The sequence below is a fragment of the Nocardia sp. NPDC052112 genome (assembly GCF_040680135.1).
Classification (GTDB): domain Bacteria; phylum Actinomycetota; class Actinomycetes; order Mycobacteriales; family Mycobacteriaceae; genus Nocardia.
Genome location: NZ_JBFAWD010000013.1, coordinates 1 through 12,391 on the forward strand (window position 1 = coordinate 1; position 12,391 = coordinate 12,391).

Sequence of the window (12,391 nt, forward strand, 5' to 3'; positions counted from 1 at the left end):
GCCGTCGAAGCGCATGCGACGAAGGCGCGAGTCTCGACGGCTCGGACGCGAGACACCAGGGGGCCGCGAACCCGCCGCGCCGAAGGCGCGGCCAAAGACACAGCGCCGCAGGCGCGGCAAATTAGACACAGTAGTTTGTTCGCATGGCTCGAACTCTGCTGGTTACCAATGATTTCCCGCCGCGGCCGGGCGGTATCCAGTCGTATCTGCAGGCGCTGGCCGGTGAGCTGCCGCCCGATGATCTGGTCGTTTATGCCCCGCGGTGGCGTGGCGACAGTCATCTGAAATTCGATGCCAAGCAGAAGTTCCAGGTGGTGCGCCACCCGACCACGCTGATGCTGCCGACCCCGCTGGTGTTGCGGCGGGCGGCGCGCCTGCTGCGCAGCGAGAACTGCGACACGGTCTGGTTCGGTGCGGCAGCACCACTGGCACTGCTGTCGCCGATGCTGCGGCGCGCGGGCGCGACCCGGATTCTGGCCAGCACCCACGGCCACGAAGTCGGCTGGTCCATGCTGCCGGGTGCGCGGCAGGCGCTGCGCGTGATCGGCGAGCACACCGATGTCGTCACCTATGTCAGCCGGTATACCCGCGGCCGGTTCGCCTCGGCGTTCGGGCGGAATGCCGCACTCGAATATCTGCCGCCGGGTGTCGATACCGAGGCGTTCCGGCCGGATCCGGCCGCGCGCGCGGAATTGCGCGAGCGCTACGGCCTCGGTGATCGGCCGACCATTCTGTGTCTGTCCCGACTGGTTCCACGCAAGGGACAGGACGCGTTGATTGTCGCCATGCTCGAGATCCGAGCGCGGATTCCCGGTGCGGTGCTGGTGGTCGCGGGGGGCGGACCGTACGAGGAAAAGTTGCATGCGCTCGCGGCGGCCCTCGGCGTCACCGATGACGTGGTCTTCACCGGCCGGGTCCCGTCCAGCGAACTGGCGGCCCACCACACCCTGGCCGATGTGTTCGCCATGCCGAGCCGCACCCGCGGTGCCGGGCTCGATGTCGAAGGTCTTGGCATCGTGTATCTGGAGGCCTCGGCGTCCGGAGTGCCGGTGGTCGCCGGACGTTCGGGCGGTGCGCCGGAAACCGTGCTGGAGGGCAAGACCGGTCGCGTCGTCGACGGACGCAAGACCACCGAGATCGCCGACGCCATCGTCGACATCCTGTCCGATCGCGATGCCGCCGCCGAGATGGGCGCGGCGGGACGCGCGTGGGTCGAGGAACAGTGGCGCTGGGACAGCCTGGGCGCTCGGCTGCGTCAGCTGCTGCAATAAGGCGACGGCGGCTCACCGTTCGGGACTGTGATCTACTACGCTCGGGCTGTGAGTGAGCGCCAGCGAATGAACCAAAGGCACAGCGCGCTTCTGCGCACGGTGGAGTCGAGCGTCAGCGAGGCGCAGTCGTGAGCGAGCGAACCATGTGCCAGCGCGCTCTGCGCACGGTGGAGTCGAGCGTCAGCGAGGCGCAGTCGTGAGCGAGCGAAGCGAGCGAACCATGTGCCAGCGCGCTCTGCGCACGGCGGAGCCGAGCGTCAGCGAGGCGCAGCCGTGAGCAGTATTCAGGTCGCTGATCAGACGTTTGTCGCCGCGCCCGGGGCCGCGGTCGCCGAGATCCTGGCCGGGGAGAACAACTGGCGCCGCTGGTGGCCCGATCTCACCCTCGCCGTCCGGGAAGACCGGGCCGACAAGGGTATTCGCTGGTCGGTCACCGGTGCGCTGACCGGAACCATGGAAGTATGGCTGGAGCCCGCACTGGACGGGGTGATCCTGCATTACTTCCTGCACGCCGAACCGAAGGCGCCGACACGGGATCTCGCCGCCGCCAATCGGGCGCGCCGGGTCGCGGGCAAGAATATGTCGTTCGAGATCAAGGCCAGGCTGGAGGCGGGCCGTGCCGCCGGTGTCGTACCGGCGCACGCCGCCCCGAACGCCCGCTGACGCACACGAGCCCCGCTGACGCACACGAGCACAGACCGCAGCTGAAAGGAATCGTTGTCCGCCATGGCCGACAGGACCCAGAGGTCGATCATCATCGACGCACCGTCGCAGCGGGTGATGTCCGTCATCGCCGATCTGGAGTCCTACCCGGAGTGGGTCTCGGCGGCGAAAACCGTTGAGGTGCTGGAGAAGAGCGCCGACGGCCGGGCCCGAACCGCGCGCTTCGTCCTGGATGCCGGAGTCGTCAAGGACACCTACGTGCTGTCCTACACCTGGCGGCCCGACGACAAATCGGTCAGCTGGACGCTGATCAACGGCGAACTGCAGAAGGCGCAGGACGGCACCTACGAACTCATCGACCGGCCCGACGGCACCACCGAGGTGACCTACGAGCTGACTGTCGACCTGAATATCCCGATGATCGGCATGTTCAAGCGCAAGGCCGAGAAGGTGATCACCGATACCGCGCTCAAGGAACTGAAGAAACGGGTCGAAGGCTGATCGCGCGCAAGCCCGAGGCCGCCGTGACTCGGGTCGAACTGTTCATCGGTAAGGGCGGGGTCGGCAAGACGACATTGGCCTGCGCTACCGCCATGGCCTATGCCCGTGCGGGGCAGCGGGTGCTGGTGGCCTCACTCGATCAAGCCCATTCGCTCGGCGACGCGCTCGGCTTCCGATTTTCGCACGATCCCGGCACCGTGCCCGGGGTCGCGAGCGTGCTGCAGGGCCTCGATGTGATCGAGGTCGATTCCCTTGCGCTGCTGGAGGATCGCTTCCGCGAGGTGGTGCGGATGCTCGCGACCGGAACCGACCACGATCACGGCATCGATCCGGCCGCAATGGATCCGGCGGAGCTGACCGGACTGCCCGGCGTGCAGGAACTGTTGATGCTGGTGGAGATCACCCAGTTCGCCGCCGAGGACGACTGGGATGTGATCGTGGTGGATTGCCCACCCTCGGCGGATATGTTGCGCATCATCACCGCACCGGAAACCCTGCTCGGATATGTGGAGCGGATCTGGCCGCCGCATGCGCGGGCGATGAGTGCGGTCGGCACCGACTTGCGGCGTGCGGTACTGGCCACCACGGTGGAGCGGATCGTCAGGTCGGTGACCGAGGTGCGTGATCTACTCGCCGATCACGGCCGCACCGGCGCGCGACTGATCACCGTCGCCGAGCAGGTCGCCATCGCCGAATCGGAGCGGGTGCGTTCGGCGGCGGTGCTGCTCGGTCTGCGGTTGGACGCAGTCGTGGTAAACAAGGTGCTGCCCGCCGTGCCCCCGCCGACCGCACTGGAGGTGGCTTCCCATCCCGCAGTGCAGTGGTATCTGAACCGACGCGCCGAACAATTGGATGTGGTGAACCGGCTACAACGGGGTATGCACGGGACACGGGTGCTGATCGCCCAGCACACCGGGCCCGAACCGGTCGGACTCACGTCCCTGTCCACGCTGTCGCATGCGATGGACCCGGGTGAGCGGTTGAATGCCGAGTCCACGCTGGGCGACAATCCGGCGGAGGTTCGCACAAGTTCCGGCGAGCCGGTGGTTCGATTGGAATCGGGCACCGGCCTGCATTCGGTGTACGCGTTGCGGATGCACCTGCCTGTCGCCGATCCGGCGACGCTGCGACTGGGACGAGTGGAGGACGATTTGATCGTGGGAGCGGACGGGGTGCGACGCCGGGTGCGCCTGGCGCCGGTATTGCGACGGTGCACGGTCGATGGCGCCGAACTCGATAACGGCTATCTGGTCGTGCGTTTCCACCCGGACCCGGAAGCGTGGCCGGTATGACCGAATCGAACGACTGGCCCGGCACCGCCGAGCCCGGTGACGGCCTCGGCGAATTCGCCGCGGAATTGAAGCTGCTGGCCGAGGCAGTGCTCGAGCGGGTCGAACCCACGCTGCGGCGCGCTGCCGACGGACAGCCGGACTGGTCGAGTTGCAGTTGGTGCCCGGTCTGTGCGGCCGCGGCGCTGATGCGCGGTGAGCATCACGATGTGCTCGCGGTGGTAGCCGATCACGGCACCGCGATCGTCACGGTGCTGCGCGAGGCGCTCGCCGGAGTGCCTGTTGAGCCGGTGATGCCCGAAGACGGTGTGCCGCACGATCATTCGTTTGCCGCCGCACAGCACGACGAGGAACCGGACACCGAATCCACACCCGCCGAAGCGGATACCCGCACAAAGCAGTCGACTCCGGTCGGGCGCAAGCGATCCCGCTATATCGGCATCCCCGTGACGATCAAGGCATGACGGCGCGAGTAGCGGATGCGCGACCGCTGACCGTCGGTATCGACGTCGGCGGCACCAATATTCGCGCATCGGTAGTAGATGGTGACGGTGAGGTGCTCGACACCGTGGTGGCGCCGACCCCGCATTCGGCGAGGGCGCTGGAGAACGCGCTGGATCGTGCGGTTCGAGAGCTGTGCCGCCGACATCCGATCGGCGCGGTCGGGCTCGCGGTAGCCGGATTCATCAATGCCGATCGCTCTACGGTGCGCTTCGCACCGCACCTACCCTGGCAGGACACCCCGGTCGCGCAGCGGCTCACCGACCGTCTCGAACTACCGGTGATCCTCGAGCACGACGCCAATGCCGCCATGTGGGCAGAGTACCGATTCGGCGCGGCGGCGGGCGGGCACAATTCGGTGCTCGTAGCGATCGGCACCGGCATCGGCGCGGCCCTGCTCATCGATGGCGAACTGTATCGGGGTACCCACGGTGTCGCACCGGAGCTGGGCCATCTGCAGGTGGTGCCGCAGGGCCGGTCCTGTCCGTGCGGTAAGCGCGGCTGCTGGGAACGGTATTGCAGCGGACCGGCTCTGGTCGACACCGCGATCGAAATGCTGGCCACCGATCCGGTGCATTCGACGGTGCTGGCGCGCGAGGTGCTGCGCGATCCCGGTTCGCTGACCGGACGCCGGGTGGCCGGGGCCGCCCAGGACGGCGACCCGTTGGCGGTGGCGGTCATGGCCGATTTCGCCCGCTGGCTCGGGCTCGGGCTGGCATTCGTCAGCGATATCTTCGACCCCGGGCTGATCGTGATCGCCGGTGGCGTAAGCAGTTCGGCGCCGCTGTTCCTGGACGAGGCCCGCGAAGAGTATGCGCGGGCGATCACCGGCGCGGGGCATCGGCCGCTCGCCCGGATCCGGACCACGCAGCTCGGTGAGGCAGCTGGGATGATCGGTGCGGCGGAGCTCGCCAGGACCACCCTCGCCGAGACCGGCCGCGGCCGGTCCTGGGTGGCTCGTTCCACCCACTGAATTCGATTGCGGCGCCCCCGGGTCACCCTCCGTGGTCACGCTCCGCTACCGCCTCCGGGCCCGTCGCTCACGCCGCGGGGCGGTCGATTATCAATACTCGAGAACATGTGGTGAGATACGCCGCTCCGCTTGGATGTGATCTGTACCCAGCGGTAAAGTCGGCAACTGACGGTTGTACCCGTAAACGATCCCGGCCGCGGGGGTTAGGACGCCATGCTCTACTGGATGCTGAAGTACCTGTTCCCAGGACCGTTCATGCACCTCTACAACCGTCCGACGGTCGAAGGCGTGGAACACATCCCCGCCGACGGACCGGCCATCCTGGCCGGGAACCACCTGTCCTTCTCGGACTGGTTGTTCGCTCCCCTGATGAGCCCGCGTCGCATCAGCTATCTCGCCAAGGCCGAGTACTTCACCACCCCCGGCTTCAAGGGACGGCTGCAGAAGTTCTTCTTCAGTGCCACCGGCCAGTACCCGATCGACCGCAGCGGCGCCGACGCGGCCGAGGACGCGCTGAATGCCGCGCGCAAGCTGCTCGACAAGGGTCACCTCGTCGGCCTCTACCCGGAGGGCACCCGCTCCCCTGACGGTCGCCTGTACAAGGGCAAGACCGGCCTGGCCCGCCTCGCGCTCGAGACCGGCGTTCCGGTCATCCCGGTCGCCGTCATCGGCACCTTCGAAGTCTGCCCGCCCGGCCCGTTCCGCTGGCGCCGCCACAAGGTCACCGTCAAATTCGGCGCCCCCATCGACTTCTCCCGCTACGAAGGCATGGGCGGCAACCGCTTCGTCGAACGCGCCGTCACCGATGAGGTCATGTACGACCTCATGCAGCTCGGCGGCCAAGAGTACGTCGACGTCTACGCCGCCAGCCTGAAAAAGGGCGTCCCCAGCGGATCCGTCCCCGAGGCCCCCCGCATTCCGGAGACGGCCGCCAGCTAGACCTTCAACTCCACGAGCCCGGTGCCGAACGCACCGGGCTCGTTCGGTTTTCGGTAGTCACACCGCCCGGCGCGCACCGCCGCGCCCACCGCACGGATATCGTTGAGTCGTGACGGTGCGCGCAAAGATTTGCGGGATCAGGTCCGAGGACGATTTGCGGATCGCGCTGGCCGCCGGTGCCGACGCGATCGGATTCATCTCCGGGATCACCCATTTCAGTGAAGATGCCCTAGATGCCGAGCGCGCGGCGGCGCTGTCGCGGCTGGCTCCGCCCTTCGTCTCCCGTGTCCTGGTCACCCATCTGGAGGACGCGGCCGCGATCGTGGACCTGGCCGACCGCGTCGGCGTGGACGCGATTCAGGTCCACGGGCTCGTCACGATCGATACTGTCCGTGCGGTCCGAAAGACCGCAGGTGGCCGGAAGATCATCAGGGCGGTGCACGTCACCGGACCGGAGGCCGTCGATGCGGCCCGTCAGGCCGCCGCGGATTGCGATGCGGTACTGCTCGATTCGCGCACCGCCGACCGCTTGGGCGGTACCGGACGTACCCACGACTGGTCGGTGAGCGCGGCCGTCGTGACAGCGCTGCACGAACTGGGCTGCCCGGTCATCCTCGCCGGTGGGCTCGGTCCCGACAATGTCGCCGATGCCATCACGCGGGTGCGTCCGTTCGCGGTGGATGTCAATAGCGGAGTCGAGACAGCCACCGGGGATAAACATCCCGATACGTGTGCGGCGTTCGTGGCCGCGGCGCACCGGACGCCCGGGTCGTTCGCACCTCGAGTCCCACGGCCATGAGCACCAGGGCTCCGGCGAGCAGTGTTGCCGCGGTGACATGGCTACCCGCGACCGCGGTGCCGATGATCGAGGCGACGATGGCCTCGTTGAGCCCGACGATCCCCGCGGTCGTGGCATCCAATCGCCGCAACGCCCACCAGTAGCACGCGAATCCCGGGCCGAGTAGCGCCGCACCGATCACCGCCAATTCAGTTGCCGCTACCGCCGATGGCTGCCTGAGCACCAGCAGCGGTGCCCCGAGAACTCCGGCGCACAGCAGTTGCAGACCGGCGGCGGACAGTGTGGCACGGTCCGCGGATTCGCGCGCGACCAGAGTGATCAACAACGCGACGCAGGCGGCACTGGCCACGGCCAGGACACAGGCCAGCAGTGCCTGCCAGGCGGGCGTGCCCGCGGGCGGACGACCGGCCACCAGACAGATGGCCGCCCCGACGAGCACCGACTCGACGACCACCATCAGATTCAGTGCACGTATCCCGCGCGCGATATGGGTCGCGATGATCAACACCGGTGCGGTCAGATGCAGCGCCACGACGACCGGGAGCGGGCCGATCCGCAAAGCAGCGGCATAGAACGCGAGGTTCACCACCTCCAGCGCCCCCAATCGGAGGAACAGAACGGGTCCAGAGACAAAAGCCCGCACCGGATTGTCGCCGACCGCAACCGCACACAGCAGCAGCGATACCGCACCACCCGCGGCCACCGGCGCCCCCGCCGCGAAACCCGTTGCGGCAGTGTGAGCGATGCATGCGCTCGACGCGCCCCACAGGCTGGTGGCAACCACCAGCAGGGCCAGCGACCGATAGGCGGTTTTCACGACGACAAAAGGAAGGTCACCACGGGTAGCACCACCGCGGTGAAGGCCGCGAATACCGCCGCCGCGATCCGGACCTTCGGGACCGAAGGCAGCCGCGTCGCCACGCCGGTGAAGCTGCCCAGTGCGATGAACAGGGTCCCCCACACCACCAGCGTCCGGCTGCCGACCACCCCGAGTTCATCGGCGAACACCACCGCAAGCACGGCGATGGTCAGACCCGCCGATCCGGTGGCCGCGAGCACCAGGGCACCCGCGTGACTATTCATCATCACCGCCCGGCCGTCTACGGCGATGACCTGCTGCGCATCCCCGTGGTGCACACCATCGACACGACAGATCATGTCGAATACCCGTGCCGGGCTGACCCGCTCGTTGACCGCCGCGCGCGCATATGTCATCGCCTCCAATCCTTGCACCGTGGCATACGAAGTGACGAAACCCTCTGCCGAGGTGCGGAATCCGCCGCGATGCGCATGCAGGGCCGCCGTCTCCTGCAGGTCGAGCAGATCGACCAGGCCCTGCCGCACACCCGGATCGAAGATCGCCTGACTATCCGCTACGACGACGGCACCGACCGCCAGATGCAGGCTCAGATGTCGCCAGGTGTCGGCGACTTCATTGCGGCGGAAGGCCTCTTCCTCGACGGGCTCCTCCCGCTGGCGCAGACCTTCGAGCAATCGCCCGACCGCGAGTTCGCGCACCCGATCGAGGCGTTTGCCGCCGAGCGCGGCGATCTCCGGTCGTGCGACCACGAAAGCCACATAGGCGCAGGCGTATACCGGCCGCACGCGCGGGTCGTTGTCCAGCATCGACGTCACCAGAAATGTGGTGCCATGCAGCAGTGCCTGCGCGGCCTCCTCGTGTTCGGTCCCGATGCCGGCAAGCGCCCGAATCGAATTCGCCGTGGCGGTCACCGAAATCGGGCCCGCCCCTCGGGAGAAGCGCCAGCCGCCACTGTCCGCATCCTGCTCGGAGAGCAGCGCTCGCATCGAGTCGACCACATCCGGATCCGTCGGCGCGACGCCGAGCGCCTGCAGCGCGCGCAGCCGCCAGGACACATCGATGGGCGATTGAAACGCCCACTCGCCGCTCTCCCTGGCCACGACCGAGCGGCGCACCAACGCCGAAACCTCGTCGGCCCGTGGCACTTCCCGGCCCGCCTCGGTCAGGGCGCACACGACCTCCGCGGTGTTCTGCGGATTCGGCGGCACATCAGAGACCCATCCCCAACCGGCACCGCCGAGCCCATCCGCCAACTGATTCCGGCGCAACCATTCCACCGCGAGCTCTACCCGGTCATCCAGATCCGACACGGTTCCCCTCCGTCGCATCGCCCCGACGCGACAAGACCTGTCGTGCCGGAATTCCGATTACCCTACCGGGCCGGCTGCGTGCCCGTGGCCGCTCTCGGGTGGGCGAACTCACCCAACACCCGGGTGCGTGGCGCGCCGGAGAGGCACAATCACGGGGTAAGGGTTGCGGGTGCGGCAAATGCGGGGTGCTGGGGTGAAAGCTGGTGCACCGCAAGACGAGCGAGGGAGTCACGGTGTCGGAGGTAGCGCCGGATCTGTTGTTGTCTCTCGCTGTGGCGGCGGCGCATCAATTGGGGTATTCGTGTCGGGTGGCGGCGGCCGACGACGTGATGTTGTCCGGGCCCGCAGGGGATGTGATGGTCGGGCTGACGAATTTGCGGCGAATGGCCGCGGATGAGCCGCCGGATCAGTGGCCGGCATTGGTGGCCGACTATTTGAGTACCGGGCTGGTCGATCTGGAGGTCGACAGCGATCCGCTCGACACCGACGACTTCGCGATGATGCAGGGGCTCATCAGGACCCGGCTCTACTCGGGGCACGGCGGCGCACCGGATGTGGTGTGTCGCCAGGTCGCACCGGGCCTGATCCAGCGGGTGCTGATCGATCAGGTACACACCATGGCGCCGGTCACCTATCCGATGTCGCGGCAATGGCCGATCGACGAATACGACCTGTTCGCCCTCGCCGAGCAGAACACCCGCGGCGACGGTCCACTGGAGGCTGTCACCCATCGGATCGATACACCGAATGCCGAAGGTGTCGAAATCACCATGCTGTCCGGTATCTCCGACTACATCACCGCACACGCGTGCTGGCTCGACCAATACCCCGTGATCGGACCGGCGGGTGCGGTATTCGTGGTGCCATCCCAACGGCATATCTACGCGCATCCGGTGGCCGATCTCGAAGTCGTCCCCGCGACCACGGTGCTGGCCCAGGTCGCGGTGCTCGATTACACACAGCGTCCGTGGCCCGTCAGCCAGGATGTCTACTGGTGGCACGGTGGCACCATCGAGTTGGCCGCCGCCACCCAGCACACCGGTGACGCGCTGCGCATCTATCCATCGGACGACTTCCTCGCCGCGTTGAACGAACTCCCCGAGCCCTGACGAGATCTCCGTCACAGGCAGGGCCACCCATCAGGGCTCGATCAGGGCATTCGCCTCATAACCCGCACTCACCAGCACCTCTCGCATCCAGGCCGTCACGTTTCGGACCGCGCAACCGTCTTATGCGTAGCCGGCTACCGATCGAGAAGGAGATGACAATGCCTGTGCAGTTCATTCGTTACGAGATGGCACCACCGGGCTCGGACGCCGGTCGCGCGATGAGCTCCAAGGCGGCGCACCATGCCGACGCCGCGGACGAGCGGTACCGCGCCGCGGCCTTCGTGAAACGTTCGATCAATAAGGTCTTTCCGACGCACTGGGCCTTCCTGCTCGGCGAGATCGCGTTGTACAGCTTCATCATTCTGCTGATCTCGGGCATCTACCTGACGCTGTACTTCGATCCATCGATGACCGAAGTGGTCTACGACGGTGCGTACCAACCGCTGCGCGGTGTGCATATGTCGGCGGCCTATGCCAGCTCCCTCGATATTTCGTTCGAGGTGCGCGGCGGCCTGTTCGTCCGGCAGGTACACCATTGGGCGGCACTGATGTTCCTGGCCGCCATCATCGTGCACTGCCTGCGGATCTTCTTCACCGGCGCATTCCGCAAACCGCGCGAGGCGAACTGGGTGATCGGCTCGGCACTGTTGATACTGGCGATGTTCGAGGGCTACTTCGGCTACAGCCTGCCCGACGATCTGCTGTCGGGCACCGGCCTGCGGGCACCGCTGGGCGGCATCACAATGAGCATCCCGATCGTCGGAACCTGGATCCACTTCGCCCTTTTCGGCGGCGAATTCCCGGGCGAGGTGCTGATTCCTCGGCTGTTCATCACGCATGTGCTGCTGTTCCCCGGCATCATGCTCGCGCTGATCGCCGCGCATATCGCGTTGGTCTGGTATCAGAAGCACACGCAATTCCCGGGACCGGGTCGCACCGAGCGCAATGTCATCGGTGCGCGCATTGTGCCGGTATTCGCCGCGGACCAGGGTGCGTTCTTCATGTTCACCCTCGCCACGGTGGCGGTCATGGGCGGTGTATTCCAGATCAATCCGATCTGGGAGCTCGGGCCCTACAACCCGGCGCAGGTATCGGCGGGCTCGCAGCCGGACTTCTACATGATGTGGACCGATGGCCTGACCCGGCTCATGCCGCCGTGGGAGATATACCTCGGCAACTACACCATCCCGGCGGCATTCTGGGTGGCCGTGGTGATGGGTATTGTCCTGGTGATCTTGCCCGCCTACCCGTGGATCGAGAAGCGGCTCACCAAGGATTACGCGGCGCACAATCTGTTGCAGCGGCCGCGAGACGTGCCGGTGCGCAGCGGAATCGGCGCGATGGCGATCACCTTCTACGTGGTGCTGACGCTCAGCTGCGTCAATGACATCATCGCGTTGAAGTTCGACATCTCGCTCAATGCCACCACCTGGATGGGCCGCATCGGGCTGTTGATCGCACCGCCGATCGCGTACTTCATCACCTACCGGTTCTGCATAGGTCTGCAGCGCAGCGACCGGGCAGTGCTGGAGCACGGCATCGAAACCGGCATAATCAAGCGACTGCCGCACGGTGAGTACATCGAGGTGCATCAATCACTGGGACCGGTCGACGAGCACGGCCATCCGGTGCCACTGGCCTACCAGGGCGCGGCGATCCCGAAGAAGATGAACAAACTCGGTTCGGCGGGCAAACCGGGCACCGGCAGCTTCCTGCGGCCGGATCCCGTTGCGGAATCAGAGCGATACTTCGAGATCGAGCATGCCGAGGAACGCAAACAGCTCGCCGTGCTACAGAAGTACCAGGACCGAATCTCCGACGGCGAAAGGCACACCCCATGATGTGGCTCACGCGCGCGCATGAGCCGGCTACCGAGGACTACGGCCTGCTCGTCGCGGCCGCGACGGTGGCCACCGAAACCGCCGCCCGCACGGTCCGCGACCTGCTGCGCGATAACGGGATCCGCGCCACCATCGGCCCGGCCCACCCCACCCGCCATCGCGTATTGGTCTTCCCGGAGGATGCGGTCCGCGCATTCGAAATCCTCTGCGACAACACCCGCTGAGTACCGCACGGCCCGAACCATCCCGGTTCGAGCCTTCGGCCATCCGAGGTCCGGGTCGATCCCGGAATGATCACACCCGCAGCTGATACCCGGCGCCTGTTGGCCGGACCGACGATGGGAGTTCACATGGTGTTGGACTCGTTGCGCCAAG

Annotated in this window: 13 protein-coding genes; 11 read left to right on the forward strand and 2 right to left on the reverse strand. The window is 66.7% G+C overall.

What is annotated here, in order from left to right; genetic code table 11:
- The first annotated feature begins 143 nt into the window (after positions 1-143).
- The 8 genes from AB0L58_RS24365 to AB0L58_RS24400 all read left to right on the forward strand — a co-directional run bounded on the left by AB0L58_RS24365 (position 144) and on the right by AB0L58_RS24400 (position 6,936).
- On the forward strand, positions 144-1,271 hold the full coding sequence (locus AB0L58_RS24365) for a glycosyltransferase family 4 protein (RefSeq protein WP_364389919.1): 1,128 nt from the start codon (positions 144-146) through the stop codon (positions 1,269-1,271).
- A gap of 273 nt (positions 1,272-1,544) precedes the next feature.
- Positions 1,545-1,934, forward strand: a complete 390-nt coding sequence (locus AB0L58_RS24370; RefSeq protein ID WP_364389920.1) for a polyketide cyclase / dehydrase and lipid transport — start codon at positions 1,545-1,547, stop codon at positions 1,932-1,934.
- A gap of 63 nt (positions 1,935-1,997) precedes the next feature.
- Positions 1,998-2,435 carry an SRPBCC family protein gene (locus AB0L58_RS24375; RefSeq protein WP_364389921.1) on the forward strand — a complete coding sequence of 146 codons (438 nt, stop codon included), beginning with the start codon at positions 1,998-2,000 and terminating at the stop codon, positions 2,433-2,435.
- Between the two features lie 23 nt (positions 2,436-2,458).
- The gene (locus tag AB0L58_RS24380) at positions 2,459-3,727 is read left to right on the forward strand and encodes an ArsA family ATPase (protein ID WP_364389922.1); all 1,269 of its coding nucleotides are present in this window, start codon (positions 2,459-2,461) and stop codon (positions 3,725-3,727) included.
- Positions 3,724-4,188, forward strand: a complete 465-nt coding sequence (locus tag AB0L58_RS24385) for a hypothetical protein (RefSeq protein WP_364389924.1) — start codon at positions 3,724-3,726, stop codon at positions 4,186-4,188. The genes AB0L58_RS24380 and AB0L58_RS24385 overlap by 4 nt, the downstream gene beginning before the upstream one ends.
- The gene (locus AB0L58_RS24390; RefSeq protein WP_364389925.1) at positions 4,185-5,198 is read left to right on the forward strand and encodes an ROK family protein; all 1,014 of its coding nucleotides are present in this window, start codon (positions 4,185-4,187) and stop codon (positions 5,196-5,198) included. Before AB0L58_RS24385 ends, AB0L58_RS24390 begins: the two co-directional genes overlap by 4 nt.
- 213 nt (positions 5,199-5,411) lie before the next feature.
- A complete protein-coding gene (locus AB0L58_RS24395) occupies positions 5,412-6,137 on the forward strand; it encodes a lysophospholipid acyltransferase family protein (RefSeq protein ID WP_364389926.1) in 726 nt (241 codons plus the stop codon).
- A 109-nt stretch (positions 6,138-6,246) separates the two neighbouring features.
- Positions 6,247-6,936, forward strand: coding sequence for a phosphoribosylanthranilate isomerase (locus tag AB0L58_RS24400; protein WP_364389927.1), 690 nt, complete (start codon positions 6,247-6,249; stop codon positions 6,934-6,936).
- On the opposite strand, the gene AB0L58_RS24405 is transcribed toward AB0L58_RS24400, so the two are convergent.
- Positions 6,821-7,753, reverse strand: a complete 933-nt coding sequence (locus tag AB0L58_RS24405; protein WP_364389929.1) for a DMT family transporter — start codon at positions 7,751-7,753, stop codon at positions 6,821-6,823. The genes AB0L58_RS24400 and AB0L58_RS24405 overlap by 116 nt on opposite strands.
- Positions 7,750-9,066, reverse strand: a complete 1,317-nt coding sequence (locus tag AB0L58_RS24410; RefSeq protein ID WP_364389930.1) for a prenyltransferase/squalene oxidase repeat-containing protein — start codon at positions 9,064-9,066, stop codon at positions 7,750-7,752. Before AB0L58_RS24410 ends, AB0L58_RS24405 begins: the two co-directional genes overlap by 4 nt.
- Positions 9,067-9,299: 233 nt before the next feature.
- Here AB0L58_RS24410 and AB0L58_RS24415 point away from each other — a divergent pair, with 233 nt between their 5' ends.
- From AB0L58_RS24415 to AB0L58_RS24425, 3 genes are all read left to right on the forward strand, one after another.
- On the forward strand, positions 9,300-10,175 hold the full coding sequence (locus tag AB0L58_RS24415; protein WP_364389932.1) for a hypothetical protein: 876 nt from the start codon (positions 9,300-9,302) through the stop codon (positions 10,173-10,175).
- A 218-nt stretch (positions 10,176-10,393) separates the two neighbouring features.
- Positions 10,394-12,016, forward strand: coding sequence for a cytochrome bc complex cytochrome b subunit (locus AB0L58_RS24420; protein WP_364390153.1), 1,623 nt, complete (start codon positions 10,394-10,396; stop codon positions 12,014-12,016).
- Positions 12,013-12,240, forward strand: coding sequence for a hypothetical protein (locus AB0L58_RS24425; RefSeq protein WP_364389934.1), 228 nt, complete (start codon positions 12,013-12,015; stop codon positions 12,238-12,240). Before AB0L58_RS24420 ends, AB0L58_RS24425 begins: the two co-directional genes overlap by 4 nt.
- Positions 12,241-12,391 lie beyond the last annotated feature (151 nt).